The organism is Pantoea sp. F_5, assembly GCF_008631595.1.
Classification (GTDB): Bacteria; Pseudomonadota; Gammaproteobacteria; order Enterobacterales; family Enterobacteriaceae; genus Pantoea; species Pantoea gossypiicola.
In genome coordinates this window covers 214,624-241,193 of sequence record NZ_VWUO01000002.1, presented here as the reverse complement: position 1 = coordinate 241,193, position 26,570 = coordinate 214,624, and the positions used below count along the sequence as shown (strand labels likewise).

Here is a 26,570-nt window from a genome sequence, read left to right as displayed (position 1 = left end):
AGCAAGAAAAAACCCGCGTGAAAAAGCGGTTTTTTCCATAAAAATAATTCCCGTGGCTTCACATTTCCGGCTCGCTTCAGGGTGAAGTGGGCAGATAAGGTCTAAAGTTGGTCCTGTGGTCAATGCGTTACGCGCGGCCGCATTTCGGACAAGGAGAAAAACCGATGACAAAAATTGAGGTAAACGCCGACTCACGGCGTCAGCGTTATGCGCCCTTTCTGCTCACGTTGCTGCTGAGCGTACCTGCTTTCACCGCCCATGCCGACGACAACAGCCGCATGCTGAATAATCAGCCGCAGCCGCCGGACGTTCGTTTAGGGCCGCTGTTTAATGCCGTGCAGCAGGCAAAGTTCTATCCCGATCAGAAGACCTTTGCCGATGCGGTGCCGAAATTTGATCCCGCGTCGATTCTTGCCGACTGGCAGATGCAGAAGAAACAGCGCAATTTCGATCTCAAACGTTTTGTTGACGCTAACTTTACCCTGCCCGCTGCGGGCGACAAATATGTGCCGCCCACCGGACAAAACCTGCGTGAGCACATTGATGGCCTGTGGCCGGTGCTGACGCGCACCACCAGCAGCGCCGGTCAGTATGACTCGCTGCTGCCGTTGCCTAAGCCCTATGTAGTGCCGGGCGGGCGTTTCCGCGAAGTCTATTACTGGGACAGCTACTTCACCATGCTGGGGCTGGCCGAGAGCGGACACTGGGATAAAGTCCAGGATATGACGGATAACTTCGCCTCACTCCTCGACCGTTATGGGCATATCCCCAACGGCAACCGCAGCTACTACCTGAGCCGTTCACAGCCGCCGTTCTTCAGCCTGATGGTCGACCTGCTGGCGACGCACGATGACGGCAAAGCTTATACCCACTACCTGCCGCAGCTGCAGAAAGAGTACGACTACTGGATGGCCGACAGCGATAACGTCGCGGCGGGTGCAGCCAGCAAGCGGGTGATTAAGCTGGCAGATGGCACCCTGCTCAACCGCTACTGGGATGCGCGCGATGTACCACGCACCGAATCCTGGATGGATGATATAACCACCGCGCAGAAAGCGCCGCAGCGCAATAAAGCTGAACTTTATCGCGATCTGCGTTCCGGTGCCGCATCGGGCTGGGATTTTAGCTCACGCTGGTTTACCGACGCGCACAACCTGTCGACAATCCGTACCACTCAGCTTGCACCGGTTGACCTGAACAGCCTGCTGTTCCATCTGGAGCAGACCCTGTCGAAAGGCTACCAGATGAACAAGCAGAGCGATCTGGCGAAGCAGTACGCCGATCGTGCGGAGAAGCGCCAGGCGGCGATCAACCGCTATCTGTGGGACAGTAAACAGAACTGGTATGCCGACTATGACTGGCAGAAAAAGCAGGTTCATCCGCAGCTGACGGCTGCCGCGCTGTTCCCGCTCTATCTGCAGGTCGCCAGTGATAAGCAGGCTGAAAGCACTGCCAGCGCAGTTGAAAAGCAGCTGCTGAAGCCCGGCGGTCTGGTGACCACCACCGTGAACAACGGCCAGCAGTGGGATGCACCAAATGGCTGGGCACCGCTGCAGTGGGTTGCCGTGGAAGGCCTGGAGCATTACAACCAGCCAAAACTGGCGAAAGAGGTAGGCTTACGCTTCCTGCAAAACGTCCAGACGACCTATGACCGCGAGCATAAGCTGGTGGAGAAATATGTCGTCGACGGCAAAAATCTCGGTGGCGGTGGCGGCGGTGAGTATCCGCTGCAGGACGGCTTTGGCTGGACCAACGGCGTCACGCTGAAACTGCTCGATAAGTACTGCCCGAAAGATAAGACCTGTAACAGCGCCCACGATATTCCGCAGGCGTCTGCCTCGCAAAACTGATCCACTCTGGATACCTCTGGCCTCGCCGGAGGTATCCGCACGCCTTTTCAGCGAATTTTACTTGACCTTCTTACATCAACAGGCAAAATTGCAGCCAATTTACAAAAGGTAATAATTCTCATTATGATAATGAGATTACTTATTAATAACTTTACTCACCTGCCTTAATCTTTGCTATGAAAGGAACTCCGATGAAACTGTCACTGTCGCTGAGAGGGTATATTCGCCTCTGCACCCTGGCGCTGACCGCGCCTGCTCTGAGTTTCGCTGCCGATATGGTGGTGACTGCACAACCGCAGGAAGACTCGACTTCACCTACCCAGGGCTATCTGGCGACGACCAGCCAGGGCGCAACCAAAAGCGACCGTCCGCTGATCACCACGCCGCAATCGATATCCGTGGTCACCCGCCAGCAGATGCAGGATCAGGGCGCGCTGACTTTGAACCAGGCGCTGGGCTACAGCTCCGGCGTCTTCACCAACTTTGGCGGTGCCGCGACCCGTTACGACACCATTGCGCTGCGCGGCTTCCACGGCGGCGATGTCGATAACACCTTCCTCGACGGCATGCGGCTGATGAGCGACGGCGGCAGTTTCAACGTATTGCAGGTGGATAACGCCTTCCTTGAGCGCATCGACGTGATCAAAGGTCCCTCTTCTGCCCTTTATGGCCAGACGGTGCCAGGCGGCCTGGTGAATATGGTGACCAAACGTCCTCAGTTCAGCGAAGAGGGCCATATCCAGTTGCAGGCGGGTACCAATGGCACCACCGGCACGATGTTTGACTACACCAATGCGATCAACGACCAATGGGCATTTCGCCTGACCGGCGTAACCCGCAACAGCGATACGCAATACGATCACACCCGTGAAGAGAAATATGCACTGATGCCGCAGCTGATGTGGCAGCCGGATGAAGATACCCATCTGATCCTGAAAGCCTATCTGCAGAAAGATCCTTCAGGCGGTTACCACGGTTCCGTACCGGGCGACGGCAGCCTCACCGAACACAACGGCTACAAGCTGAGCAATGGCTTTTATGAGGGCAACAGCGACCTCGATCAGTTCAAGCGTCGCGAGCAGATCTACAGCTTCGACTTCGCCCATCGCTTTAACGACGTCTGGTCATTCTCCTCAACCGGCAGCTACAGTCACTCCAATGTCGATCTCGATCAGGTCTATCAGATTGGCTGGGACAGCGTGAATCCCGATCTGCTTAACCGCTATTACTCTGGCGAGCGCTCCTCGCTCTCCGCCTGGTCCACCGATAACCGTTTACAGGCAGAATTTAATACGGGCGAACTGGAACACCGCGTCACGGTAGGTGCCGAGTATCATCGTTATAAAAATGAGATCAGTGAGGCTTCCGGTGCGGCGAACCAGCTTAATGCGCTGACTGGCGAGCAGGTGGGCGAAATGCCTTCTCAGAGCTGGGCTGAAAACACCCGTCGTTACTACCAGACCGGCCTCTATCTGCAGGATGAGATGAAGCTGGACCGCTGGCATCTGGATCTCTCCGGCCGTTATGACCGCATCGTCGCCGAAAACAGCGGCAGCGATCGCCGTCAGGATGATCACATCAGCGGACGCGCCGCCCTGCTCTATGCGTTCGACAACGGTATCTCGCCTTACGTGAGCTGGAGCCAGGCGATTACCCCGACCGCGCTCACCGATCCCAACAATAATCTGCTAAAGCCGACCACTGCTGAGCAGTATGAAGCCGGGGTGAAATATCAGCCAAATGGCACCCGCGATCTCTATAGCGTGGCGGTCTATGACCTGACGCAGAAAGATGTGGCGAACCGCAACGTTAAGGACGGAACCTTTACTCCCTCAGGCAAAGTTCACTCACAGGGTATCGAGCTGGAAGCGCGCAACCAGCTCACCCCGCGTCTGAGCACCGTGGCGAGCTATACGCTGAATCATCTGCGCTTTAAAGATTCGGTGGATGGCAACAGCGGGCATACGCCGTATGTCACCCCCAACAGCATGGCAGCGCTCTGGGGTCACTATCAGTTTGATTACGGTCTGAGTGCAGGCGCAGGCGTGCGTTACATCGGCAAACAGTGGGCGGACAATGAAAACACCACGCGCGTGCCGTCTGTGACGCTGTTTGATGCGTCAGTGCGGGCCGATCTTGGCGTCTGGAACAGCAGCCTGAAAGGGGCCTGGGTTCAGGTCAATGCTAACAACCTGACCGATCGTACTTATGTGGCGGGCTGTTACGGTACGGGCTACTGCTACTGGGGTGCAGAACGCAGCGTGATGGCGACCGTCGGTTACGACTTCTGATTAAACGTAAAAGATAAAAAAGGGGACGAATCGCTTCGTCCCCTTTTCTGTTGAAACCGTTACGGTTAACTGCGTACTTTGCGGTATACGAACAGCACTACGATGGCACCGATAACAGCGACCACAAAGCTTCCGAAGTTAAACCCATCGACGCGGCCGAAGCCAAACAGCGTACTGATCCAGCCACCCACTACGGCACCGATAATACCCAGAACGATAGTCAGAATGAAACCGCCACCGTCTTTACCCGGCATAATCCACTTCGCCAGAATACCCGCGATTAAGCCAAAGACGATCCAGGAAATAATACCCATCTGTTGCTCCTTCCTTTTTATGATTAAAGCGTGAACGCCTGATTTATCAAGCGGTTTACCGCGATAAGTATAGTCAGCTTTTTGAAAAACGCCTCACGGGTCACACTATTTTTTAAGAATTCAGCGACTAAAGCTTTTTTTTGCCGCGCCGATAACCGGGATGAGGCAAAAAAAAAGCATAAATACAGTAACCCCTAGCGGAGCAGGACGTGAAAGAAGCCGACCAGGAACAATATTTAAAACGTGGCACGCTGGCGGTTCTGGGCGTGATGAAAGATCTGCTGCGCCTGCAGACGCCACTACTGGTGCGCTTCGCGCGCGGGCAGTTTATCAGCCGGATGCTGGCTGCCGATGAAGATCGCCTGCTGTTTGACCTGGGCAGTAATAATCTGGATAACGAATACGCCCTGACCAGCGACGATCTCAGCATTACCGCTGAAACCTATGGCGCGAAGGTAGAGTTCAGCCTCGCTTCACTGGAAAGGGTGGAGTTTGAAGGATTGCCCGCCTTCAGCGCACCGTTGCCGGAGCTGCTGTGGCAGATTCAGCGACGTGAGTTTTTCCGCGTCTGCGCGCCGCTGGAGCCGCAGTTCTGGTGTCATACCCTGTGGCCGGATGGCAGTAAAACGCGCCTGCGTTTACAGGATCTGTCACTGGGCGGCATCGGCGTGCTGGTGGATGAGCCGCTGCCGGAAGGCTTACAGAACGGCGACAGCTTCAATCCGTTCCGGGTCGAGCTGGGCGAGTATGGTATTTTTGAAGTGCCGGTGAAGCTGCTGCATATTGGCGAGCGTTGCGTGGTGACCCGCAAGAACGAAACCCGTATTACTCCCCGACTGAGCTTTCGTTTTGCCACGCTGACCCCGGCGCAGGAGCGGCAGCTTCAGCAGATTATTTTTGCCCTTGAGCGTCTGGCTCGCGATAAATCAACCCGCTTCCAGTAACCGCTTTCTGGATGCGCCACACAGGTGGGCCGCATCCAGGCTATGCTTCTTGCTTGTTTTCTTACAAACCGGAAACCAGCAAGGAGATCTTCCCCAATGGAAAACTGGCTCTCTTCACGTCGTTTTCACTCCCTCTTTTTTAATCAGGAATTCTGGCTCAACAGCGCCATCGTAGTCGTTTCCACGCTGGTGATTTACTGGATATTACGTACCCTGATTCGCTTTATCTCCAACCGGATTGCGCTTTACAGCGAACATCGTCATGTCCGCGTGACCGCGATTCTGGTGGAGATACTGCGCAGCACCAGCCAGACTCTGCTGCTGATCTTTTCACTGCTGATTGCCCTGAAATTTGTGGATCTGCCCGCGTCCTGGAGCGTGACCATCGCACACGGCTGGTTCCTGGCGCTGATTGTACAGCTCGCGCTGTGGATCGACTGCGGCATCCGGCTCTGGCTGAAAAGTCTGCTGCGCGATCCGCTGCACGTGCGGAACCCGGTGACGACGGTAATCCTTGGGATTCTGCTGCGGGTCGTGGTCTGGATCATGATGTTTCTGGCCATTCTGTCGAATATGGGTATCAACATTACCGCACTGGTCGCCAGCCTGGGCGTCGGCGGGATTGCGATTGCGCTGGCGATTCAGACCGTGCTGAGCGATGTGTTTGCGTCGCTGGCGATAGGCTTCGATAAGCCGTTCGAGCATGGCGATTTCATTGTCTTTGGTGATATAGCCGGTTCTATCGAGCATATCGGCCTGAAGACCACCCGACTGCGCAGCCTGAGTGGTGAGCAGATCGTCTGCTCAAACACCATTCTGTTGCAGCAGACCATCCACAACTATAAGCGTATGCAGCAGCGCCGCATCGTGTTTAAGTTTGGCATCAGCTACGCCACGCCTTCTGAGCAGGTGCGCGAGATCAGCCCGCTGGTGAAAGAGATTATCCAGGGCGTTGAGACCACTCGTTTTGACCGCGCCCACTTCCTGGCTTTTGAGGATTCAAAGCTGACTTTTGAAGTGGTCTATTTTGTGCTGGATGCAGATTACAACAAGTACATGGATATTCAGCAGGAGATTAACCTGCAACTCATGGCGGCGCTGGAAGAGCGTAACATCCGCTTCGCCTTCCCGATCCGTCAGGTTGAGTTCAGCGGGGGTAATTTGCCGCCGGTGGATCTGGTTGCCGTGGAAAGTGACGATGGCGAAGTGCGCAGAATGGCGCGCTAAGCCCATGCCCGCCCTCCTCTCCTGAGGATGGCGGGCCATGAAGCCGATGCGGTAAGAACCGTGATCGCATCGGCTGTCCCACCTCGCTCTAATCACGCTCTGCGATTCACTCTCATCGTTTACTGATGCCGGTAACAACTTACGCCGAGATACTCTCTGAATGCTTCCTGCAGCACACCGGCCGTGGCCGAGTGGTTCATCGCGACATGATGCTCAAAGCCATTGCGGCAGATCCACGCCAGCAGCGTCTCCAGCTGCGGCACCTGAATGACCGCGCGACAGCCGACCGTGTCCAGCGGATCGGTGACCGACATCCCTTCGCCCACATAGGCTTTGATTTCGCCGCTGAAGTCGTCGGTCGAGAGGCGAAAATAGGTGAGATCGCCCTGCTTCATCCGGCCATGCACCGCGCCGCAGGTGTTCTCTTTGCCCACGGTGGTGCCAATAATGTCCGCCGTGCCCATGGTCGGTGACTCCAGGCTGGCGCTGGCAAAATTCCCGCAATGAAACAGCACACATTTGTCCCGCTCGTCGCCAAAGTTGTTGTTCCAGTCCGCCAGTGAAGCAGGACTCAGCGAACAGCTGGCAAGTGCATACATCGACAGCGCACCCATCACGTCCACTTCACAGGCGCTTGGCATCAGTTGACCCGACATCACGCTCATGATTGAGCAGACGTTGATGCCCAGGTTTTCCTGCAGCGACGTCCAGCACTGAATGGCAGTCGTGTCGATATCGTTGTCGCTAATCCACTCGCTGATCACCACAAACAGTTTGGCCATGGTCACCAGTTTGTCGCCCGGAATACCGCGCGCATCGGCGTTGGCTTCCAGGATCTCGCGCTTCTCTGCCACGCGAATATCGTCATCGCGCAGCCGGTTGGTGCGGGTGAAGATCTCCGATAGATCCAGGGTTTCTACCGCGATGCCCATCTTCTCCAGCAGCTTTTCGCTGTAGCGCACGGTGTTGAATCCGGCGGGCCGCGCACCAATCGCGCCGACACGCACCCGCCGCATCGCATTCACTACCCGGCAGAGCTGGCTGAAGCGCTGTAAATCCTGCTGAAAAACTTCGCCGCTCAGGGCACAGACGTGCTGGCGGGTCAGGGTAAACGGAATGCCATATTGCCGCAGGTTGTTGCAGAGCGAGATTTTGCCGCAGAAGCTGTCGCGTCGGGTCGCCAGCCCCATTTTATCCAGGTTGTCCTCTTCCGCCTGCACCAGCACCGGCACATTCAGCCCGGCCAGACGCAGCGCCTCGGCAATGGCCTTTTCATCACCAAAGTTAGGCAGCAGCACCACAATGCCGTGAATCGCTTCGCGATGCTGGCGAAACAGCGCCGCGCAGGTTTTGGCCTCCTGTCGTGTCTCGACGCCCCCCAGATTGGTCTGGGTTTCATCCAGCATCACCGTATTGATGTTCATCTTTTCAAACAGCGTAACCGCCTGCTGGCGCGCCTCGCCCACCAGATAGCTGGGGAAAAAACCCCGGTTGCCAATAATGACACCGAAGGTTAACTGCTGAGGAAGTGTTGACATGGCTCTGCTCCGGTTAAGGATTAATGTGGCTGATAACGACAGCGTGCAACAGCGTCGATCCAGCCTTTATAGTTTTCCTGCATACGCCGCGCGTGCTTTTCACGCGGCATGATGACGCTGCCGCCCTGCAGCGCCTGCATATCACTGCCCTGCTGCCACCATCCCAGTACTTTGCCCGCCAGCAGCGCCGCACCCAGCGCGGAGACCTCGGCGGTCGGCACCCGCTGCAGCGGCCGCTGTAACACATCCGCCTGTAGCTGCATCAGCCAGCTGTTTTCCGTGGCGCTGCCATCCACACAGAGTGCCGGGAGCTGCTGGCCGCTGGCCTGCTCCATTGCAAAAAAGACGTCGGCGATTTGCCAGACGATCGACTCCAGCGCGACCCGTGCCAGTACGTCGGGCGTGGCGGCGTCCGTCAGTCCGCACACCATGCCGCGCGCCTGCAGATCCCACCAGGGCGCGCCCAGGCCGGAGAGCGCCGGGACAAAATAGATGCCCTGATTGTCGTCGCAGCGCTGCGCCATGTCGGTCAGCGCGCGCGGATCCTGCACGCCGAGCAGTTTGCCCAGCCAGGCAGCACCGGAACCGGTGTGGGTGATATTGCCTTCAAAGGCATAACGCAGCGTGCCGTCGTGCCAGGCCACGGTGGTGCTGAGGCCATTTTCCGTCAGCAGCGGCGTCGCCATCGACATCATCAGTGAAGAGCCGGTGCCGTAGGTGGCTTTCACCACTTCTGACTCGCCGCGCCGCTGCGCCTGCAGCGCAGCATGGGAGTCACCGATGCGTGCCAGAATGGGCGTGCCGGGCGCTAAGCCGGGAATGTCACGTACCGCGACCACGCCCTGTTGGCTGGCGGAAGAGGTAATACGCGGCAGTGCGGCGCGCGGTAGCTGAAACAGCGTCAGCAGCTCGTCGTCCCAGTCATTGAGATGCAGGCTGTAAAGTTGAGTACGGGCGGCGTTGGCGTGATCGGTAACGAATATCTCGCCTGCGCTGAGCTGCCAGCTGAGCCAGCTATCGACGGTGCCGATGCAAAGCTCACCGGCTGCGGCCCGCGCTGCGCCGTCGGGAATGGCGGCCAGCATCCCGGTCAGCTTGGCGGCCGGAAACATCGGATCAACGGCCAGCCCGGTTAAGCCGGTGATACGTGGCGCTTTGCCCGCCTGATGCAGATCGCGACAGAATGATTCAGAGCGGCGATCCTGCCAGCTCACCAGTGGTGTCAGAGGCTGACCATCACACCGCTGCCAGATCAGCACCGACTCGCGCTGATTGCTGATCGCCACGGCCGCGACAGGCGCGCCAACACAGGCTGACAGACACTGGATGATTGCCTGCTTTACCGCCTGCCAGATTGCCATAGGGTCCTGCTCCGCCAGTCCGGGCTGAGGATGTTGCAGGGTTAAACTCTGGCTGCCGCGCGCCACGACGCGGCCACTGCGATCCACCGCAATCGCCTTGGCGTTGGTGGTGCCTTCGTCGATCGCCAGAATCAGGGGTCCCACCATGTTTATGCTCCTGCGCAGATGCGTGCTGCACTGTTAACTACGCTGCTGGCATCAATGCCATGACGGGCGCGGGTCGAGGCGCGATCGCCGGCAATCGCATATTCGCCATCCGGAATGCCGAGCCGTAACAGCGGGATGCCGCAGCCGCCTTCCGCCAGCACTTCGGCCACCAGGCTGCCGACACCACCATTGACGTTGTGCTCTTCTACGGTAATCACCGCTGGGTAGTGATTTAACAGGTTACTCAACTGTTGGGTATCACAGGGACGAATCGATGGAACCGCGATCACACCGGCTGAAATGCCCTGTTCAGCCAGTTGCTCAGCGGCGTGAACCACCTCGTGAACCGTTGAGCCCATGGCCACCAACGCGATGTCGCTGCCTTCCCGCAACAGGTCGATCACACCCGGCCTGAACCGGTAGTTTTCGTCGTGCAGCTGCGGCAGATCTTTGCCATCCAGACGGATATAGACCGGGCCGACATGCTCAAGGGCGTAGTCGATGATCTGGCGGCACTCCAGCGGGCAGGAAGGCGCATAGATCTCGATATTGCCGAAACCGCGCATCACCGCGATATCATCAATGCTGTGGTGGGTGCTGGCTAACGGGCCATAGCTGGCCCCGGCATTCAGCCCGAACAGTTTGACGTTGGTGTTGTTGTAACAGACGTCAACTTTCACCTGCTCATTGGCGCGTGATACCAGAAACGGCGCGGCGTTACAGGTCACCGCAACTTTGCCGCCCAGCGCCAGCCCGGCCGCTGTGCCCACCAGCGTCTGCTCGGCGATGCCGACGTTGATCAGCCGGTCGGGAAACGCTTTGATGAAGGGGGCGATTTTGGCGGTAGAGGTGGAGTCAGCTACCACCGGCACCAGATCCACGCCGCGATTCACCGCGTCAATGAAAGCCGTCACCATGACGCTTGCTAAATGTTGTGCATTACTCATCTTTCAGTTCCTCCAGTGCCAGCGCGATCTCTTCGCCTTTCGGCACCCGGTGATGCCATTCGGCTTTGCTCTGAATAAAGGAGATACCAAATCCCTTTTCGGTATGTGCCACGATCACCTGCGGCTTGCCGTTCTTTGGCAGGTTTTCAATAGTGTCGACGACCGCCGCCATCTCATTGCCGTTGCACTCGGTGACCTCGAGGCCAAAAGCGCGCCATTTTTCCGGCAGCGGATCGGTGTTCATGATGTCGCGGGTCGCGCCGGCCAGTTGCAGCTTGTTCTTGTCATTAATGATGATCAGGTTGTCGAGGCCGTAATGCGCCGCGACCAGTGCCGCCTCCCAGTTGCTGCCTTCGGCCAGCTCACCATCACCAGTCACCACAAAGATGCGACGCGAACTGTTATCTTTTTTCGCTGCGATAGCGATGCCCACCGCCACCGGCAGGCCGTGTCCCAGCGCGCCGGTATTCAGTTCAACGCCAGGCGTTTTTTGCCGCACCGGATGGCCGGGCAGATGTGAGTCGGCATGCTGATACGTTGCCAGCCAGTCGGCTGGAAAGTAGCCCGCTTCCGCCAGCACGCAGTAATAGCCGCCCACCGCGTGCCCTTTGGACTGGATATAGATGTCACGCTGATCGTCGTCAGTACGATCCGGGGCGCAGTTCAGAATGCGGAAGTAAAGCGCGGTGAGGATCTCCACCTGCGACAGATCGGCACCGGTATGACCGCCTGCCGGGCTACCTGCATTTAGCTGGATGATGCGACGACGGATAGCACGTGCCCGACGCTCAAGGTCTTCGACAGGAAGATTGAAAGGATTCATACACTACCTCTGAATTTTAAGTCGGTTATGAATATATATTCAAATCGGTTAAAAAAATTTCTGCCAGAAAAGGTGTGCCTTACACTGGCACTCCCCTTTGTCTGCCCCTCTGCCCGTTAATCCGGGCAGGCCATCCCCGTGAGCAGAAACATGCAGCAGTCCCGCCTGCCTGGCTCAGCGCGTTCAGGATTTTGCCGGTGAGCCCTCCTCGATTAATGCTTTCTGTGCCACCACCGCCGCCTTCTGCTGCATCCGGCTCTGCGTCTGATCGATAATGACCGCGATGATGATGACAATGCCCTTAATAACCATCTGCCAGAATTCGCTGACGCCCATCATGATCAGGCCATCTGCCAGAAAGCCGATGACGAACGCCCCAATCAACGTGCCGACAATGGTGCCGCGTCCGCCCGCCAGCGAGGTGCCGCCCAGCACCACGGCGGCAATCGCGTTCATCTCAAACGCGGTGCCGTTAGCCGGATGGCTGGCGACCAGTTGCGATGAGACCACAATGCCGGCAATGGCTGCGCAGAAGCCCGACAGCGTGTAGACCAGAATTTTCACCTGCCGGGTTTTCACCCCCGAAAGTTCAGCGGCACGCTCGTTGTCGCCGATGGCATAGACCTGACGGCCAAACGGCAGACGACGGGCGATATAGGCGATGACCATCGCCAGCAGCACCATCATCCAGATGGCATACGGCAGCCCGAGAAACGTCCCCGCACCAATCCTGTCGAAACCGGTATTGCCCAGTAGCGGATTACCCTGCAAACCGGGAAAGGTCTCGCCGCCGGAGGTGAGCATTGCCGCGCCGCGCAGGATGTACATGGTGCCGAGGGTGCAGATAAAGGGGGCCACGTTGTAACGGGTAATGATCCAGCCGTTGCCCGCGCCAATCAGCGCGCCGACCAACAGCACCACCGGCACAATGACCCAGACGCTGGGAAAGATAGCGATGCCAAACATCGGCAGCACAATCCCTTTAGTGATCAGCCAGCCGGCGATCATGCCGCACAGCCCTAAGGTGGCCCCAATCGACAGGTCAATGCCTGCGGTGATAATGACAAAGGTGATGCCCAGCGCCAGAAAGGCGTTGATGGCGATATGTTTCACCATGATCACCAGGCTGCCGGTAGCGAGAAAGTCCGGCACGGTGATGGCGAAGAAGCCGACAATCAGAATCAGCGCAATAAAGGTGCGCAGTTTCAGAAGCAGCAGCAGAATGCTTTCGCGTGAACTGAACGCTTTAGCCGGGAGTGTGTTCAGCGCGACGCTGTTATTGCTTTTCATGCTCAGAACCCCTGCGCACTTGCTTTCACCAGCGCTGCCTCTTCCGCCTGGTCGCGGGGAAGATCAGCCGTAAGTTTGCCGCCCGACATCACCAGGATGCGATCGGCTACCGCCATAATCTCTTTCAGGTCTGAGGTGGAGAACAGCACGGCTATGCCCTGCTGTGACAGCGCCACCATGGTACGAAACACCTCGGCTTTAGCCCCGACGTCAATGCCGCGGCTCGGCTCGTCCAGCAGCAGCAGACGTGGGTTGGTCAGCAGCGCACGGCCAATCACCACTTTCTGCTGGTTGCCGCCGCTGAGTGCACTGATGGCGACATCAGGCGAAGAGATTTTGATCGCCAGTTTGCCCACCGTCTGGTTCACTGCCTGCTGCTCCGCCTGATGCGCAATGGCAAAACGGTGCGACAGCCGCCGCCACAGGCTGGCGATGGTGAGATTACTGGCGACCGAGGAGACCGGAAAAATCCCGGCGCGTTTGCGATCTTCCGGCACCAGGCTCATGCCCATGCGGATGCGATCGGCGGTCGGCAGACGGGTTGGCAGCGGTTTACTGTCAAGCCACAGCCTGCCGAGATAGTGGCGCTGGCTGCCGAGCAGACACTCAAACAGTTCAGTGCGACCCGCGCCCATCAGGCCGTAGATCCCGACAATTTCCCCAGCCCGCACCTGAAAACTAACGTCATCCACCAGCGTATTGCCGTTGGGGCTGACGCAGGTAATATGCTCTGCCTCCAGCACCGGCGCGCCAGACTCACGCCGATCCGGCAAAAAGGTCGTGACCGGTTCACTGCCCAGCATCTCGCGCACGATCCACGGCACATCAATGGTGCTGACCGGTGCTTCCGCCTGGAAACGTCCGTCACGCAGAATGGTAATCACGTCACCAATTGCCATCAGCTCCTCCAGCCGGTGGGAGATATAGATGAGGGTCACGCCCTGTTGCGTCAGGTCGCGGATCACCCGGAACAGGATCTCCACTTCGGTTTTGCTCAGCGCGGAGGTCGGCTCGTCGAGGATCAGAATGTCTGCATCTTCCGCCAGCGCTTTGGCGATCTCCACCAGCTGCTGCTGACCCACTTTGAGATTGCCGACCCGCTCAGTGGGCGAAATCGGCTGGTCGAGTCGTGCCATCAGTGCGGCGGTGCGGCGTGCCTGCTCCGCCTCATTGATGGGTGACAGGCCGCGCTGGATCTCCCGGCCCAGAAACAGATTCTCCGCCACCGTGAGGTTTTCAAACAGATTCAGCTCCTGATGCACCATGCCGATACCGTGCCGGGCAGCGTCACGGGGGCTGCTCAGCGTCAGCGGCTCGCCATTCAGGAACAGCGAACCGGCGGTGGGCTGCTGTACCCCGGCCAGAATCTTCATCAGGGTTGATTTTCCCGCCCCGTTTTCACCGATGATGACGTTAACTTTGCCGCGCCAGACCCGGTAGTCGACGCGATCCAGCGCCAGCGTGCCGGGAAACAGCATTGATATCTGCTCGGCCCGCAGAATGATCTCATCGTGCATCAGGGTGTCCCCCGCTTCAGCTCAACCGCCACCACCTCTTCAACGCTGTCGTGACCGATGCTCACCGCCAGCAGCGCCTGCACCGACTGGTTGACCCAGCTGGCATCCAGCGGCGGCAGTTGCTTCACTGCGTGACGGTTCAGCGCCCGCGTCAGTTGGGCGTACTGCACCTGATTCGTAAACTCCTCGAAACGGAACCCGGCGGCGTCGCGAATAGCGTTGCTGCGCAGCACCGGCCCGACGCTGACTGCCACCGGTTTACCGTTGATCGTCAGCGTCAGCGTGCGTTCACGCGGGTTACTCTCATCAAAGGCGCTGGCCGTCCCGCTGGCCCGTACGAAGACGCTTTCACGCCCGCCGGGTTTAACCGTCTGACTTTTCGCCTCCATGTCGGCCCAGCTCAGCGCGTGGCTGTTCGCGGTGGTCATTACCCGCGGCTGCCAGGTCTCCTCCGCAATCTGCTGTGGCGTCCGGGTGGTATAGCTGGGCTTCGCGTGCGGATCTTTCGGCAGAATCGGGTTACCGTCCGCATCCAGATCCACCACGGTGCAGGCGCTGAGCAGCGCCATACCGATCGATACCGCCAGTATCCGTTTCATGGTTATTTCGCCAGGTTGAAGTTTTTCAGCTTAGCGGCGTTGCTGTCGTCAATCAGCACACAGTCCATCAGCTGCTTCTCCTGTTTCTGCGCTTTGCCGTTCTTCAGGTAGTAGTCCGCCTGCGTGACCGCCATCTGCGCCTGATCCCAGCCCGGCTGCAGTACCGTCGCTTTGATGTTGCCTTTGTTGAGGATCGAATCGCGGGTGTAGTCGCTGCCGTCAAAGCCCACCACGATTACCGAGGTTTTCCCGGCGGCTTTCAGCGCGGCTTCTGCGCCCAGCGCCATGGTGTCGTTACCGGAGATCACACCAACGATGTTGGGGTGTTTCTGCAGCAGAGTTTCCATGCGGCTGAAGGCTTCGGTCTGGCTCCAGTTAGCGCTCTGCTGCGCCACCATTTTCAGGTCGGTGTAGTCATCCAGCACGTCGTGATAGCCCTGCGACCGCACGCCCGCGTTGGTGTCAGACTCCTTGCCCAGCAGTTCAACGTACTCGCCTTTGCCGCCCAGCAACTTTGCAAATTTCTCTGCACCCAGCTGCGCACCCTGATAGTTATTGGAGACAATCTGCGCCACGGCGATACCGGTTTTGTTGATCTCACGGTCAATCAGAAAGGTCGGGATACCGGCATCTTTGGCTTTCTGCACCGGCCCGACGGTGGCATCCGCGCCGGCGTTATCCAGAATGATCGCTTTCGCTTTGCGCGCAATCGCGGTCTCAATCAGCTGGTTTTGCTTGTTAACGTCATCGTCGTGCGACGCCACCAGCGTGGCGTAACCCAGCTCTTTAGCTTTGGCTGATGCACCCTCTGCCTCGGCTTTGAAAAACGGGTTGTCATGGGATGGGGTAATAATCGCCAGCAGGCCTTGCTCTGCCGCCAGCGCCGTTACAGAAAAAGCGAACATCGAAGCCAGCAGGGTCAGTTTAATCAGAGGACGAGTCATTATTTTTCTCCGCTTGAATATATATTCATACGCGATTTTATATGCATAATGACTATGCGCCTGCGCTGACGCGCCGTCCAATGCGCGATCGTTAAAAAGCGAAAACGATCACAAATTAGCCTGCGTTGTGATTTTGATCATCCTGGTTAACAATACCGGGCAGATTCAGAGAGGGAAAAACCGATGGCAAAACAGGATGAACAGCGACTGATGGTGAAGATTGCCACGCTTTACTATGTCGAAGGACTAAAGCAGTCAGAGATCGCGCAGTCGCTAACCCTATCGCAGTCGTTTGTCTCACGCATTCTTAATCGCAGCGTGAAAGAGGGTGTGGTCAAGATCAGCGTGGTGCCACCGGCCAACGTCTATCCGGAACTGGAAAAGGCGATTGAGCAGACCTACAACCTGCCGCAGGCGATTGTGGTGGATGTGCCGGATCAGGCGTCGTCACTGCAGATTAAGCAGGCGATTGGTTCGGCGGCCGCTCACTACCTGGAGACACGACTGCGTAACGATGAGCTGATCGGTATTTCGTCGTGGAGCGGCACTATCCGGGCGATGGTGGATGCGCTGCATCCGCTCAACAGCGCCTGTAAGGGCGTGATCCAGCTGCTGGGCGGCGTCGGCGCCAACGGCAACGTACAGGCCACCATTCTGACCCAGAATCTGGCGGCGCTGCTGAACTGCCCCGCCTGGCTACTGCCGTCGCAGTCGATTGAGCATTCGGTCAGCGATCGCCAGCGGCTGTCGGCCAATGCCGAGGTTGCCGAAGTGCTGAGTAAATTTGAGCAGGTCGATCTGGCGATTGTCGGCATCGGCGATCTGGAGCCGTCGGCGCTGCTGCGCAATTCTGGCAACTACTACGATGGCAAAATGCTGCAGACGCTGGCGGCACGCGGTGCGGTCGGTGATATCTGCCTGCACTATTTTGACGCCTGCGGCCAGCCGGTATTGAAAGCTGAAGAAGATCCGGTGATAGGAATGGAACTGGCGCAGGTGAAACAGTGCCCACAGGTCGTCGGGCTGGCTGGCGGACGGGAGAAAGCGCAGGCGATTCGCGGTGCGCTATTGGGCGGTTATATCAAGGTGCTGATTATCGACTATCCCACGGCGCGGCTGCTGCTCACGCCGCAGGCGTAGTCAAAACGGGTCAGATGGTGCGGTAAGCGGTAGTGACTTTCCAGAGATAGCGCGGTGCCTGCGCCGCCGGATGCTTGTTCTGCACATGCTGATAGAACTCATCCGGTGACATGGCATTGATCATCGCAATGGCCCGCTCGCGGTCGCGGGAAAATGTTCGCAATAGCGCACCGGCACCGTTGGCATAAGAGACGATAGTGGCGTAGCGCAGGGTCAGCGGATCGCGGATGCCCGACAGCGCAGAGTCCTGCAGGATGCGGATATAGGCGGTGCCAATATCAATATTTTTGGCCGGATCGCGCAACTCGGCATTCGACGGCTGGCCCCTGCGGCCCAGCGTGCGATAGACTTCTCGCCCCGCAGTCGACGCTTTGATCTGCATCAGCCCTACCGCATTGGAACGGCTCACTACGCCCGGATTTCCACCCGATTCGACACTGATAATGGCGCTGATCAACTTCTCATCAACGCCATAATGACTGGCGGCATCTTCGGTAAACATGGCCCAGGTGCCATTGACGCTGGAAGGCGGTGCCTGCGTTAACGGCGTGTTGCGCTGCTTAACGGCATGGTGCGGTGGCTCGCTGGCACAGCCAGTCAGGAGTAACGCCGAGAGTATAAGGTGTCGGATTTTCAGCAATTTTTCGTCTCATCGCGGTTGTGGCGAATGCTATCATACCCAGGCAGCCTGAGAGCAAAATTACCGTTTATCCTAAATAGACGATTATGTGGCACGCACCGTGACTTCAGCGGAGGTTTTCGCCATCATCGCCGTCAGTCATGAGCGCTAACAGCAGGAAAGTATGATGATTTCACGTTCAGTTCGTCTTATCTCCCCCTCCGGTTACTGTCACAATCAGCCTGCGGCGCTGCAGGGCATTGCGCGTCTGCGTGCGGCGGGCCATCAGGTGGAGAATGATCAGGTGATTACCCGCCGTTTTCAGCGCTTCGCCGGAACGGATGCTGAACGCCTGGCGGATATCAACCAGCTTGCCAGCCTCACTACGCTGCCCGACGTGGTGCTGGCGGTGCGCGGCGGTTACGGGGCCAGCCGGTTACTGGCGTCCATCGACTACGTCGCCCTGCAGCGCCGTCTGCTGAATCAGCCGCTGGCGCTGTGCGGCCACAGCGACTTCACCGCCATTCAGCTGGCTCTGCTGGCGCAGGTCGGCCTGATTACCTTTAGTGCGCCGATGCTGGCGGGTAATTTCGGTGCCGCGACCTTATCTGAATTTACCCTGCACCACTTCTGGCAGGCACTGACATCACCTACAGTAGAGGTGAACTGGCAGAGCGAAACGCCAGACCAGGGCGAGTGGCAGGGTACGCTGTGGGGCGGGAATCTGGCGATGATCTGCTCACTGATCGGCACGCCGTGGATGCCGCAGATTGAGAACGGTATTCTGGTGATAGAGGACGTGAATGAACATCCGTTTCGTATTGAACGCATGCTGATTCAGCTGGAGCAGAGCGGCATTCTGGCACGTCAGCGGGCAATCGTCACCGGCAGCTTCACCAGCACGGCCCTGTCGGAATATGACAATGGGTTTGATTTCAGTACCGTCTGGCAGCGCGTGCGTGACACTACCGGTCTTCCGGTGATCTGTGGATTAGATTTTGGTCATGCCGCCGACACCGTCACACTGCCGCTGGGTGCCAGCGCACGATTAGCGGTCAGCCAGGGCAACGCCCATTTGCAGGCGACCGGGCATCCCGTCCTGCGGAAATAGAGAGCGTTTCAGGAGATCGACATTGAAGCCGTTGTATGACGATTTGTGGATCTCAACCCCGGAATTCCCGGTGGAAGATGCCGTTAATGACCTGATGATGCATGGCTTTATGCTGCGTCACCCGCGCGGCAATCTGCTGATTGGCCGCGTAGAGAACCCGCTCGATCATGAAGTGATTGCCGATACCGGCGGCGTGATCCGTCACTATCTGACCCACTGGCACGAATCCGCGCCTGGTACGGCGGTGATCCAGCAGCGGTTTAGCAGCGCGCTTTACTGCCACAGCCGCTCATTAGGCCCCATCAGCCGTTTTGCGGAGCCTGATGACACCTTTTCGCAGCCGGAGACGCACTTCGGCGATTTCCATCTGCTGCCAACGCCCGGACACACGCCGGGCAGTTGCAGCTTTCTCTACACCTCGCCGCTGGGGCTGACCTATCTGTTTGTCGGCGATACCGTAACCCGTTCTCATGACAACTGGATCACGGTGCTGGTGCCGGACAGTAATCCGGCTGAACTGAGTCAGACGCTGGAATTTTACCGCTCGCTGCGCCCCGACGTGGTACTGATGAGCACCACGCGCGGCCATCTTTCCTGGAAAAAAGTGACGCTGCAAAGCTGGCTGGCTGCCATTGATGAAGCTGAACAGCATCCCCTGGATCTGCGGGAAAATCCGCTGTTCTGATTACAGTTCTTTGGTCAGATAGTGCCGCTGATGATGATCCATGTAGTTCGCCAGCGTGAGCCGCAGGGTGTAGCCAAGTTTTTCATAAAACGGCCGCGCCTGAAAACTGGCGGTATCCACCTGTGCATAGCGGCAGCCGCGATCCCGCGCCTCCTGCTCGGCAGCCTGTATAAGCCTGCTGCCTGCCCCCTGTCCGCGCTGCGCCTCACTCACCCAGAGCATATCAATCCGCAGCCAGTTACCGGTGGTTGAGCCGGTCAGCCCGGCCAGCTTTTTGCCCTGTTCGTCACGGATAAACACCCCAATTGACCTGATCGTATTCACATCAATAAATTTGCTGTTGAAGGCGTTGAGACCCAGCCTGACCTCATCCAGATCCTGCGCGGTAACGTTGTCGGTAATCTCAGGTTGCATAGTGGCTCCAGAGGATTAACTGTCGGAACGCTGACGATCGTCGTAACGCTCCAGGCTTAATGCATCCACATCGCGTTTTTCGCTGCGGCTGCAGGGCAGCAGTTTATCGGTGTCGCGGTAAACAAAGAAGGTTGCCTGGCTGCGCTGGTTCACAATCAGCTGATCGCCATTGCGAAAGCGGGTAATCGCCACCTGATCGCCCGCTTCTAAGCGGGTCCGCTGCTGACCGGCGGCAATCTGGAAGTGATTTTCCGGCCACATCAGGGTGGTTAAACCATATTCGGCACGCGAAACGGTCATGGTCGGCCGTCCGGGACAGTTAAGCTGAAATTCGGTTTCACTCCAGGCGGGTGCGATATGACAGGCCAGCAGGCCCAGGGCAATTAACGCTGCCTTCATGCTGTGTCTCCACTGATTTCATTGAGAATTTTCTTAGCTTAACATATAAAAACCAGATGAGAGGCGTGAGGCGAGCGTGACTAAGACCATTAAAAGGTAGAATCGGCGTGCGAAAAAAGCTGAAAGTTGAGAAAAGATAAAGTAATCCGGCCAGCCTGACAGCGTGCCCGCCTGGCCGGATTATGCCTATTCGGCGGCCACCTCGGCGGCCACTAACATCAGCGCCAGCCCGGCATTTTCGCTATCATAAGCCTGCATGGCTGCACGAATATTCGCTGAGCAGGCGAGCACCTGTTGCTTTTTATCGGCTTCCAGTTCGTCAATCGCGTGGCGAATAATCATTAGACTTGCTTCTTCTTCTTTCATCATTTATCCCTGGATTTGCCTAAGTGGTGCGCAAAGGAGCCAAGAATACCGTTTATTGCTAAGCAAAGTCACCCCTTTACATTCCTGTTGCTTAACGATTAAACAAATCACAAACAGGAAGCGTAGCGGAAACTGCTATAATTGAGTGATTGGTGGTGCAACAGGATAGACTCTGTGCCACAAGACTCCCAGGGATTGAAGCAGGTAGAAAATCATGATGCGACTCAGCATTTTTATCCTCATCGCATTGGTGACTGGATGTTCATCTGGCCCGAAAGGGGTGGAATGTCCGGGTGAGGTCTCGACAATTTATGGTCAGTCGATGGGACAGACACAGGGCGTGATTTTTGACCTGGTTAACAGCTTTACCGTGACACGAGACAATGTCAGCGTTAACAGTGGCCCGTTGCAGTCGCTGGATCGGTTTAAATATGTCCCCTCCGCTGTGACGCGTGAAGGTTACTATGCGCAGCGCCTGTCAGATAAGCAGTTCCGCCTGATTAATCCTTACCAGGACACCCAAATCACCTGGACCTGTCCATAAGGGATGAATCCTGCTGCCAGATCGTTTATTGTCAGGAAACGTCAAGCAGCAGGGCTCCCCGATGGAAAAGCGTCTGGATAACAACGGTTATATTGACTTCCCCTTCCCCGCTACGCGCAATGCGGATGGCTCTGTTAATCCCTGTGGCTTTGATCTGACGCTGGAAACCGGTCGTCTTGAAGAGATCGTCGTGCTGAATCGCTCAGCGAATCTGCGGCGACTGGTCGAGGAGGTTAATCTGCAGGAGGGGCTGTTTATGACCCTGGCCTGTGACTGGCAGCAGCAGGAAGATGCGGTCTGTGGTTTTATCGATGTGGCTTTTCGTCCCGACCTGCCGCAGCACGATCACCAGGAAGCTCTGCAGCTGGAAGCGAGCTTTCACCATTACCTGACCGGACAGGAGCAGCAACATCAACTGCCCGCCGGAACACTGGTCAACTATGCCCGTTCAGTACTTGACTGGAGCTGGTCGCCGCTGCGCCAGCGTCAGCGCGACTATGAAAAGATTACCATTCAGTTCTATTGCCCGCAGGCGGATGATGCCGAATGGTGTTTTGATCACCTGCGTCATTTTCTGGTGAGCGTTTATCCGGCCTGCATCGCCGGCCGTTCTCTCTGATCCCCTTTATCCAGGAGTCGCTATGCGTTCTGCTGCGCTGTCAGTTTTCACGCTGTTCTGCTCGCTGTTTTTTGCCGCGGCGGCCCAGGCCGATCGCTGCCAGCAAATCCGTGCCGGTCTGGATATCGGTTCCGGTACCACCAAAATTGCGGTGGCGCGCGTCAATGTCTGCCAGCAGCGCATCGAAAAAGTGCTGTATCAGGATCAGCGCGCCGTGGCCTGGAACGACGCATTAGCCCATTCAGCGGATAACCAGCTGAGTCCGGCAGTCACCCACGAAGGTGCCGCCGCACTGCAGCAGCTGGTAGCGCACGCACAGCGCTTTCATCCACAGCGAATCAGCGGCGTGGCGACGGCGGTGTTTCGCAATGCCAGCAACGGTCAGGCCGTAATTGAACAGTTGCAGCGCCAGAGTGGTGCACAAATCAGCATTATTTCGCAGCAGCAGGAAGCGATGCTCGGCTTTCTCTCTGCCAAAGCCGCGCTTAAGGATCCAATGGTCCGGGATGAGCAGTTGCTGGTCTGGGATATTGGCGGTGGGTCAATGCAGATGACGGCATGGCGACAGCAGGCGGGCAAGCCGGTAGCGGATATTTACCAGGGCAGACTGGCCTCAGTGACGCTGAAAAACTTTATCCTGACGGTGCTGAAGAACAGCCCGGAGGCTAAATCGCCCAACCCGATTGGTTCCTGGCGGCAGTCGGTGCTGCGCTTTGTGCAGTTTTACGCGACTAACGAAGTCAGTCCGCAGATCAAACAGGATGTGGCCGGTCGTCGGGTGATTGGGATCGGAGGCGTGCACGGTTTTTCGATTCGCAATCAGTTACCGGGTAAACTCAACCGCTATACGCTGGCGACCCTGAGCCAGCTCTCGCAGCAGCAGGTCTGGAAAGGCGACAGCGAATTGCAGGGTGACTACCGCGCCACTGACGTGAGTAACCTGTTACTGGTGGAAGGTTATATGCAGGCGCTGAAAATGGATGAGGTGGAGATTGTTGAGACCAGCCTGATTCAGGGCGTGCTGTTGCAATAGCGCAACGCTTCCACACTTCGCTACACGTCAGATTTAACCAGCCGGATAGCGTGATCCAGCATCCGCTGCTCATCCCGTTCACTGTGGGCGCGCTGCTGGCGGGTACGCTTAAGCAGGTCGTAGATTTCGCCACGCCGGGTGTCATGACCGCGCTCCATCAGCACAATGACTGCATCGCCAATAACGCGGCAGACTTCATCATAGTCATCATCATTCAGTGCATCACGTTTCATCGTTTCTCCTCCGTCTGTGACTTTCTTCTCAAAAGGCTAGACAGGAAATGGCGGGCCCGCAAATGCAGCGCCATTAACAGCCAGAAATGATTTTTTAGGCCCTTATCGGGCGCTGGCGGAGCAGAACTCACTATCTTTGCTACGCTTTGAGAGTCTTACTCAAAACCAAGGAGCATTTAAATGTCAGGAAAAATCGAAGATAAAGTAAAAGAAGCCGCTGGCGCAGTTCAGGAACAATGGGGTGCAGCAACCGGTTCATCTGAGCATCAGGCTAAAGGCGCAGCGCGTCGTTACACCAACCAGGCAAGCTATGCTGCACGTGATGCTGCTGAGACCATTCGCGATCAGGTTCAGTCCAATCCTGCTGCCGGTCTGGCCATTGCTGCAGGCGTTGGCGTATTTATTGGCTTCCTGCTGGGTCGCAAGTAATACCGCCACACGTCAACAGAACGGGAGCCACGGGCTTCCGTTTTTTTTGGCTTTAGCTGACCGCATGCTGAGAAACATCTGAAAGATACGCCTTAACAGGCCAGCGCACGGTGAGTCTTCAGTCTTAATTACGTTCTCTTTCTGACAACATCAAGGTGACCTCATGAAAACGATTCCTGCTTTGCTGCTGGTTGCAGCGACCTTAACCTCTCTGGCGGGCTGCTCACATAAGAGCGACGCGATTAAAGAAGATGGCCGTCCCCATGCGCCAAGTGGCCAGTCTTCTCCTGGCGGCACCCTGGGTTCAGGCCCGGTGGGTCAGCCTCAGTCGTAATACCCTGCCCCGGCACACGTGCCGGGGTTTGTTTATTTATATTGAATAGCACCCGTAAAATAAATCCGCTATTAGTTAACCTGCTAGTAATTAAGGACGGAATTAAAAAATCCTTAAATGTTATTTTTATAACAATCATCTCAACTCTTTTCAATAATTGCCTACCTCTTTTACACAATTCTGTATATATATCCTGAATAAACAACACTAAAATTGTGGAAACAGTTTAAACAAATATTCTACGAACGATAAAAAACATTCCTCCCTGCTGAACTTTAGACGTAAAAATACCCTCTAATAATGCACAACACCTTTTGTTTAATAGTATTGATACGTTCAAGAGAATTCAGACGTGAAGAAAAAAAAGATTTATCTGATAGACCGAATTTTAACGCTTTATTCTCGATTTTCAGGCAGAACAAAACCGCAGGCCTTGCAGGCGCTGAAACCCGGCACAGTCGTGATTTACTCCACTACGGCTCTGGGCGATTTTCTGATGAATACACCGGCTATCTGGAGCCTGAAAAATCGCTTTCCCACCAGCAAATTTATTCTGGTTTCCAGTAAGAAAAATAAGGACCTGGTCAGCCGTTATAACTGGTTCGATAAGATCTATATCTGGGATAACAAAGTGGCTAATTTCCTGCCGCTATTTTTCAAACTGCGTCGCCAGAAACCTGATCTGTCAGTGATATTACACGCCCATTTTCCTTACGATATTATGAGTTCGGTGCTGACCGGGAGTAAGGCGATTGTGCGCGATCATTACGGCAGCGAATCGCCTGTGCTGAATAAATATCTTGATCACTATTCAGGCTATTTCGACGACCACACCATCAAGCGTAAGCTGAAACTGATAGAAGCGCTGGGTGCAGAGACAGAGCAGACCCGGATGCATCTGCCCGAGATAAATAATTGTCCTGCTGCAACGGTGAGCCATCGCCGTATCGGTTTTCAGTTAGGTGCTTCGAAAGATATTCGCCGCTGGCCGTTGACTTCATTCAGCCAGCTGGCGACCGCGTTGCTCGAACGCTGGCCTGACGCTGAAATTATTGTTACCGGTACAGCCGCTGAGCAGCCGCTTGAGAAACAATTTATCGAGAGCCTGCCGCTGCACTGCCGTAAGCGTGTGACGCCAATGGCGGGCAAAACGAATCTCAGCGGCCTGATCACCCTGATCCGCACGCTGGACCTGCTGGTCACCGGCGATACCGGCCCACTGCACATCGCCGTGGCGGCACAGACGCCAACGGTCAGCCTGTTCTCTACCGCCAATCCACGCTATACCGGCCCCTGTCAGGACAGCGATCGTCATATTGTTATTCATCGACCGGATAAAACGGCGTCACAGCATCCTATGGCGTCGATCAAGGCCGAAGAAGTCGAGCAGGCCGTGGCCAGACTGGTGGGGTAATGAACGATCTTTCTCACGCCATTATTGCGCTGATTGAATACCACAATCAGCCAACCGCCCTGGGCAGGTTCCGGAAAGTGGATCGGGCAGGTTTTCATCTGCAGCAGCTGCCGCTGAATGAGGTGGAGTTCGCGATTCTGATGAATGATTTTTTTGCCACGTTCAACGTCTGCTCTGAGCATTATGATGATGCCCGCTATTTTCCGGCGACGCTCCCGCGGCGTATGACACTGATGAAGGGATTTAAATCTGGCGGATATTATCCCGTAACGGTCGCGATGCTATGTGAAGCGGCCAGCCGGGGGCGCTGGCCTGAAGCAGATTACTGAATAATCGTATGGGCGAAGGCGTCATAGACCTCGCGGCTGCTCAGCGCGTTGACCTCACGTGACGCCGGTTGCAGCACCTGATAGTTAACCTGCCACGGATGCCAGCACGCCGGATCGCTGTCGCCAAACAGCGCCACTACCGGCAGCCCCAGTGCGGCACCGATGTGCATTGCCCCGCCATCGCTGCTCACCAGCCCCTGACACAACGACATAGCCGCAATCAGCTGCGGCAGGCTGGTAGTCGCCACCGCCTTTATCGGCAGGTGCGGACAGAGCGCCATGATTTCACGCGCTTTTTCATCATCCCCCGGATGACGCGGATTGTCGCGGCTGCCAGGTGACCAGAGCAGCATGATCTGGCAGGGATGATGCGCCGCGATCTTCTCCGCCAGCCCGGCAAACCGCGTGGCTTCCCACTGCTGGCTTGGCTTACGGGCGCTGATCTGAAGTGCATAGACCGGAAGAGTGGAATCAATGGCGTGGGTGTCTCGCAGGCTGGCCGCCATAGCCGTATCCGGCTGCAGGGTCAGTTTGCCTGGCGCGGTGGCGCTGAGATGCAAATCCCGTCCCAGACTAAACAGGGTTTCGCTGATATGACAGGGTGACTGGCTGGGTGGTGGTAATAACTCTGTGATCAGCGGATGCGACTGCTGCCCCAGCGCGATTACTCTGGCGGGACGCACGATTTTAACCCACTTCAGACCATGCTGATCCCAGCGGCTTTTGGCCAGAATCACGATGTCGTAACGTTGCTTTTTCAGATTCAGCATCAGCTTCAGTCGCTGCAACACACAGGCCAGTCGTCCCTGCCCTGCCTCACGGTGATGCAATTTCGTGTAATAAAAGAGCTGCCGGATATCGGGATTATGCTGCAACACGGGTGCAGCGTAGTTGTTGGTCAGTACATCAACCTGATACTGACCCGACTGCGCCAGCGCACTGATGAGCGGCGTGGTCAGCAAGGTATCGCCAATATTATCCCGACAAATAATTAAAACCCGCATGTCTGACATCCTCTGAGCACAGGCTACGCCGTTCTGGCTGAATAAAAGTGAGACTCGCACAATTAACGTCTCTGAAGCGTTAACGTAACGGCATAAGTCAGCAAA

29 protein-coding genes are annotated in these 26,570 nt (G+C 56.6%); 14 read left to right on the top strand and 15 right to left on the bottom strand.

The genetic code is table 11. From position 1 onward, the window contains the following. Nucleotides 1-164: 164 nt before the first annotated feature. Nucleotides 165-1,850, top strand: a complete 1,686-nt coding sequence (gene treA / locus F3I44_RS03625) for an alpha,alpha-trehalase TreA (protein ID WP_150009587.1) — start codon at nt 165-167, stop codon at nt 1,848-1,850. A gap of 191 nt (nt 1,851-2,041) precedes the next feature. Then, complete coding sequence (locus F3I44_RS03620) at nt 2,042-4,141, top strand: TonB-dependent siderophore receptor (protein ID WP_150009589.1); 2,100 nt, start codon at nt 2,042-2,044, stop codon at nt 4,139-4,141. A 65-nt stretch (nt 4,142-4,206) separates the two neighbouring features. On the opposite strand, the gene F3I44_RS03615 is transcribed toward F3I44_RS03620, so the two are convergent. Further along, on the bottom strand, nt 4,207-4,455 hold the full coding sequence (locus F3I44_RS03615; protein ID WP_013357556.1) for a GlsB/YeaQ/YmgE family stress response membrane protein: 249 nt from the start codon (nt 4,453-4,455) through the stop codon (nt 4,207-4,209). Between the two features lie 209 nt (nt 4,456-4,664). On the opposite strand from F3I44_RS03615, the gene F3I44_RS03610 reads away from it, so the two are divergent. Both F3I44_RS03610 and F3I44_RS03605 read left to right on the top strand, forming a co-directional pair. Further along, entirely contained in the window at nt 4,665-5,399 is a 735-nt protein-coding gene (locus F3I44_RS03610; RefSeq protein ID WP_150009591.1) for a flagellar brake protein, read from the top strand. Nucleotides 5,400-5,495: 96 nt separating this feature from the next. Then, nucleotides 5,496-6,626 carry a mechanosensitive ion channel family protein gene (locus F3I44_RS03605; RefSeq protein WP_150009593.1) on the top strand — a complete coding sequence of 377 codons (1,131 nt, stop codon included), beginning with the start codon at nt 5,496-5,498 and terminating at the stop codon, nt 6,624-6,626. Nucleotides 6,627-6,745: 119 nt separating this feature from the next. Here the strand turns inward: F3I44_RS03605 and F3I44_RS03600 are convergent, their stop codons facing one another. The 8 genes from F3I44_RS03600 to F3I44_RS03565 all read right to left on the bottom strand — a co-directional run bounded on the left by F3I44_RS03600 (nt 6,746) and on the right by F3I44_RS03565 (nt 15,792). Next, the gene (locus tag F3I44_RS03600; RefSeq protein ID WP_150009595.1) at nt 6,746-8,164 is read right to left on the bottom strand and encodes an L-fucose/L-arabinose isomerase family protein; all 1,419 of its coding nucleotides are present in this window, start codon (nt 8,162-8,164) and stop codon (nt 6,746-6,748) included. A 20-nt stretch (nt 8,165-8,184) separates the two neighbouring features. Then, a complete protein-coding gene (locus F3I44_RS03595; RefSeq protein WP_150009597.1) occupies nt 8,185-9,672 on the bottom strand; it encodes an FGGY family carbohydrate kinase in 1,488 nt (495 codons plus the stop codon). 2 nt (nt 9,673-9,674) lie between these two features. Next, complete coding sequence (locus tag F3I44_RS03590; RefSeq protein WP_150009599.1) at nt 9,675-10,619, bottom strand: transketolase family protein; 945 nt, start codon at nt 10,617-10,619, stop codon at nt 9,675-9,677. Next, nucleotides 10,612-11,442: a transketolase gene (locus F3I44_RS03585; RefSeq protein ID WP_150009601.1), complete on the bottom strand. Its 831-nt coding sequence runs from the start codon at nt 11,440-11,442 to the stop codon at nt 10,612-10,614. Before F3I44_RS03585 ends, F3I44_RS03590 begins: the two co-directional genes overlap by 8 nt. A 183-nt stretch (nt 11,443-11,625) precedes the next feature. Next, entirely contained in the window at nt 11,626-12,732 is a 1,107-nt protein-coding gene (locus F3I44_RS03580) for an ABC transporter permease (protein WP_150009603.1), read from the bottom strand. A gap of 2 nt (nt 12,733-12,734) precedes the next feature. Beyond that, nucleotides 12,735-14,249, bottom strand: a complete 1,515-nt coding sequence (locus F3I44_RS03575) for a sugar ABC transporter ATP-binding protein (protein WP_150009605.1) — start codon at nt 14,247-14,249, stop codon at nt 12,735-12,737. Further along, nucleotides 14,249-14,848 (bottom strand): DUF2291 family protein, encoded by a 600-nt coding sequence (locus F3I44_RS03570; protein ID WP_150009607.1) that lies wholly within the window; start codon nt 14,846-14,848, stop codon nt 14,249-14,251. Before F3I44_RS03570 ends, F3I44_RS03575 begins: the two co-directional genes overlap by 1 nt. A gap of 2 nt (nt 14,849-14,850) precedes the next feature. After that, nucleotides 14,851-15,792: a D-ribose ABC transporter substrate-binding protein gene (locus F3I44_RS03565; RefSeq protein ID WP_150009609.1), complete on the bottom strand. Its 942-nt coding sequence runs from the start codon at nt 15,790-15,792 to the stop codon at nt 14,851-14,853. 183 nt (nt 15,793-15,975) lie between these two features. Here F3I44_RS03565 and F3I44_RS03560 point away from each other — a divergent pair, with 183 nt between their 5' ends. Beyond that, nucleotides 15,976-16,932 (top strand): sugar-binding transcriptional regulator, encoded by a 957-nt coding sequence (locus F3I44_RS03560; RefSeq protein WP_013357545.1) that lies wholly within the window; start codon nt 15,976-15,978, stop codon nt 16,930-16,932. 10 nt (nt 16,933-16,942) lie between these two features. On the opposite strand, the gene emtA is transcribed toward F3I44_RS03560, so the two are convergent. Beyond that, nucleotides 16,943-17,572 carry a membrane-bound lytic murein transglycosylase EmtA gene (gene emtA / locus F3I44_RS03555; RefSeq protein WP_150009611.1) on the bottom strand — a complete coding sequence of 210 codons (630 nt, stop codon included), beginning with the start codon at nt 17,570-17,572 and terminating at the stop codon, nt 16,943-16,945. Nucleotides 17,573-17,738: 166 nt separating this feature from the next. On the opposite strand from emtA, the gene ldcA reads away from it, so the two are divergent. Then, nucleotides 17,739-18,662: a muramoyltetrapeptide carboxypeptidase gene (gene ldcA, locus F3I44_RS03550; protein ID WP_190285893.1), complete on the top strand. Its 924-nt coding sequence runs from the start codon at nt 17,739-17,741 to the stop codon at nt 18,660-18,662. Between the two features lie 22 nt (nt 18,663-18,684). Continuing rightward, a complete protein-coding gene (locus tag F3I44_RS03545) occupies nt 18,685-19,347 on the top strand; it encodes an MBL fold metallo-hydrolase (RefSeq protein ID WP_150009615.1) in 663 nt (220 codons plus the stop codon). On the opposite strand, the gene F3I44_RS03540 is transcribed toward F3I44_RS03545, so the two are convergent. From F3I44_RS03540 to F3I44_RS03530, 3 genes are all read right to left on the bottom strand, one after another. Continuing rightward, complete coding sequence (locus F3I44_RS03540; protein WP_150009617.1) at nt 19,348-19,761, bottom strand: GNAT family N-acetyltransferase; 414 nt, start codon at nt 19,759-19,761, stop codon at nt 19,348-19,350. It abuts the gene before it with no gap. A gap of 15 nt (nt 19,762-19,776) precedes the next feature. Further along, nucleotides 19,777-20,160, bottom strand: a complete 384-nt coding sequence (locus F3I44_RS03535) for a hypothetical protein (RefSeq protein WP_150009619.1) — start codon at nt 20,158-20,160, stop codon at nt 19,777-19,779. 186 nt (nt 20,161-20,346) lie between these two features. After that, nucleotides 20,347-20,526: a hypothetical protein gene (locus tag F3I44_RS03530; protein WP_013357539.1), complete on the bottom strand. Its 180-nt coding sequence runs from the start codon at nt 20,524-20,526 to the stop codon at nt 20,347-20,349. A 214-nt stretch (nt 20,527-20,740) separates the two neighbouring features. Here F3I44_RS03530 and F3I44_RS03525 point away from each other — a divergent pair, with 214 nt between their 5' ends. The 3 genes from F3I44_RS03525 (at nt 20,741) to F3I44_RS03515 (ending at nt 22,722) form a co-directional block, all read left to right on the top strand. After that, nucleotides 20,741-21,070 (top strand): hypothetical protein, encoded by a 330-nt coding sequence (locus F3I44_RS03525; RefSeq protein WP_150009621.1) that lies wholly within the window; start codon nt 20,741-20,743, stop codon nt 21,068-21,070. A 61-nt stretch (nt 21,071-21,131) separates the two neighbouring features. Further along, nucleotides 21,132-21,689, top strand: a complete 558-nt coding sequence (locus F3I44_RS03520; protein ID WP_150009623.1) for a hypothetical protein — start codon at nt 21,132-21,134, stop codon at nt 21,687-21,689. A 22-nt stretch (nt 21,690-21,711) separates the two neighbouring features. Continuing rightward, a complete protein-coding gene (locus tag F3I44_RS03515) occupies nt 21,712-22,722 on the top strand; it encodes a Ppx/GppA phosphatase family protein (RefSeq protein ID WP_150009625.1) in 1,011 nt (336 codons plus the stop codon). Between the two features lie 20 nt (nt 22,723-22,742). Here F3I44_RS03515 and F3I44_RS03510 read toward each other — a convergent pair whose 3' ends face one another. Continuing rightward, a complete protein-coding gene (locus F3I44_RS03510) occupies nt 22,743-22,955 on the bottom strand; it encodes a DUF2767 family protein (protein WP_150009627.1) in 213 nt (70 codons plus the stop codon). Nucleotides 22,956-23,135: 180 nt separating this feature from the next. On the opposite strand from F3I44_RS03510, the gene F3I44_RS03505 reads away from it, so the two are divergent. From F3I44_RS03505 to F3I44_RS03495, 4 genes are all read left to right on the top strand, one after another. Further along, a complete protein-coding gene (locus F3I44_RS03505) occupies nt 23,136-23,384 on the top strand; it encodes a YqjD family protein (protein ID WP_013357534.1) in 249 nt (82 codons plus the stop codon). Nucleotides 23,385-23,547: 163 nt separating this feature from the next. After that, complete coding sequence (locus tag F3I44_RS23690) at nt 23,548-23,718, top strand: hypothetical protein (RefSeq protein WP_013357533.1); 171 nt, start codon at nt 23,548-23,550, stop codon at nt 23,716-23,718. Between the two features lie 352 nt (nt 23,719-24,070). Then, entirely contained in the window at nt 24,071-25,132 is a 1,062-nt protein-coding gene (locus F3I44_RS03500; protein ID WP_150009629.1) for a glycosyltransferase family 9 protein, read from the top strand. Further along, nucleotides 25,132-25,461, top strand: coding sequence for a DUF1493 family protein (locus F3I44_RS03495; RefSeq protein WP_150009631.1), 330 nt, complete (start codon nt 25,132-25,134; stop codon nt 25,459-25,461). The genes F3I44_RS03500 and F3I44_RS03495 overlap by 1 nt, the downstream gene beginning before the upstream one ends. Here the strand turns inward: F3I44_RS03495 and F3I44_RS03490 are convergent. Beyond that, nucleotides 25,455-26,465: a glycosyltransferase family 9 protein gene (locus tag F3I44_RS03490; protein ID WP_150009633.1), complete on the bottom strand. Its 1,011-nt coding sequence runs from the start codon at nt 26,463-26,465 to the stop codon at nt 25,455-25,457. The genes F3I44_RS03495 and F3I44_RS03490 overlap by 7 nt on opposite strands. Between the last annotated feature and the right edge of the window lie 105 nt (nt 26,466-26,570).

Bases quoted from the DNA above. Each gene is read 5' to 3' on its own strand.
- treA (WP_150009587.1), top strand. From the start codon at position 165: ATGACAAAAATTGAGGTAAACGCCGACTCACGGCGTCAGCGTTATGCG.
- F3I44_RS03620 (WP_150009589.1), top strand. From the start codon at position 2,042: ATGAAACTGTCACTGTCGCTGAGAGGGTATATTCGCCTCTGCACCCTG.
- F3I44_RS03615 (WP_013357556.1), bottom strand. From the start codon at position 4,455: ATGGGTATTATTTCCTGGATCGTCTTTGGCTTAATCGCGGGTATTCTG.
- F3I44_RS03605 (WP_150009593.1), top strand. From the start codon at position 5,496: ATGGAAAACTGGCTCTCTTCACGTCGTTTTCACTCCCTCTTTTTTAAT.
- F3I44_RS03600 (WP_150009595.1), bottom strand. From the start codon at position 8,164: ATGTCAACACTTCCTCAGCAGTTAACCTTCGGTGTCATTATTGGCAAC.
- F3I44_RS03595 (WP_150009597.1), bottom strand. From the start codon at position 9,672: ATGGTGGGACCCCTGATTCTGGCGATCGACGAAGGCACCACCAACGCC.
- F3I44_RS03590 (WP_150009599.1), bottom strand. From the start codon at position 10,619: ATGAGTAATGCACAACATTTAGCAAGCGTCATGGTGACGGCTTTCATT.
- F3I44_RS03585 (WP_150009601.1), bottom strand. From the start codon at position 11,442: ATGAATCCTTTCAATCTTCCTGTCGAAGACCTTGAGCGTCGGGCACGT.
- F3I44_RS03580 (WP_150009603.1), bottom strand. From the start codon at position 12,732: ATGAAAAGCAATAACAGCGTCGCGCTGAACACACTCCCGGCTAAAGCG.
- F3I44_RS03575 (WP_150009605.1), bottom strand. From the start codon at position 14,249: ATGCACGATGAGATCATTCTGCGGGCCGAGCAGATATCAATGCTGTTT.
- F3I44_RS03570 (WP_150009607.1), bottom strand. From the start codon at position 14,848: ATGAAACGGATACTGGCGGTATCGATCGGTATGGCGCTGCTCAGCGCC.
- F3I44_RS03565 (WP_150009609.1), bottom strand. From the start codon at position 15,792: ATGACTCGTCCTCTGATTAAACTGACCCTGCTGGCTTCGATGTTCGCT.
- F3I44_RS03560 (WP_013357545.1), top strand. From the start codon at position 15,976: ATGGCAAAACAGGATGAACAGCGACTGATGGTGAAGATTGCCACGCTT.
- ldcA (WP_190285893.1), top strand. From the start codon at position 17,739: ATGATTTCACGTTCAGTTCGTCTTATCTCCCCCTCCGGTTACTGTCAC.
- F3I44_RS03540 (WP_150009617.1), bottom strand. From the start codon at position 19,761: ATGCAACCTGAGATTACCGACAACGTTACCGCGCAGGATCTGGATGAG.
- F3I44_RS03535 (WP_150009619.1), bottom strand. From the start codon at position 20,160: ATGAAGGCAGCGTTAATTGCCCTGGGCCTGCTGGCCTGTCATATCGCA.
- F3I44_RS03530 (WP_013357539.1), bottom strand. From the start codon at position 20,526: ATGAAAGAAGAAGAAGCAAGTCTAATGATTATTCGCCACGCGATTGAC.
- F3I44_RS03525 (WP_150009621.1), top strand. From the start codon at position 20,741: ATGATGCGACTCAGCATTTTTATCCTCATCGCATTGGTGACTGGATGT.
- F3I44_RS03520 (WP_150009623.1), top strand. From the start codon at position 21,132: ATGGAAAAGCGTCTGGATAACAACGGTTATATTGACTTCCCCTTCCCC.
- F3I44_RS03515 (WP_150009625.1), top strand. From the start codon at position 21,712: ATGCGTTCTGCTGCGCTGTCAGTTTTCACGCTGTTCTGCTCGCTGTTT.
- F3I44_RS03510 (WP_150009627.1), bottom strand. From the start codon at position 22,955: ATGAAACGTGATGCACTGAATGATGATGACTATGATGAAGTCTGCCGC.
- F3I44_RS03505 (WP_013357534.1), top strand. From the start codon at position 23,136: ATGTCAGGAAAAATCGAAGATAAAGTAAAAGAAGCCGCTGGCGCAGTT.
- F3I44_RS23690 (WP_013357533.1), top strand. From the start codon at position 23,548: ATGAAAACGATTCCTGCTTTGCTGCTGGTTGCAGCGACCTTAACCTCT.
- F3I44_RS03495 (WP_150009631.1), top strand. From the start codon at position 25,132: ATGAACGATCTTTCTCACGCCATTATTGCGCTGATTGAATACCACAAT.
- F3I44_RS03490 (WP_150009633.1), bottom strand. From the start codon at position 26,465: ATGCGGGTTTTAATTATTTGTCGGGATAATATTGGCGATACCTTGCTG.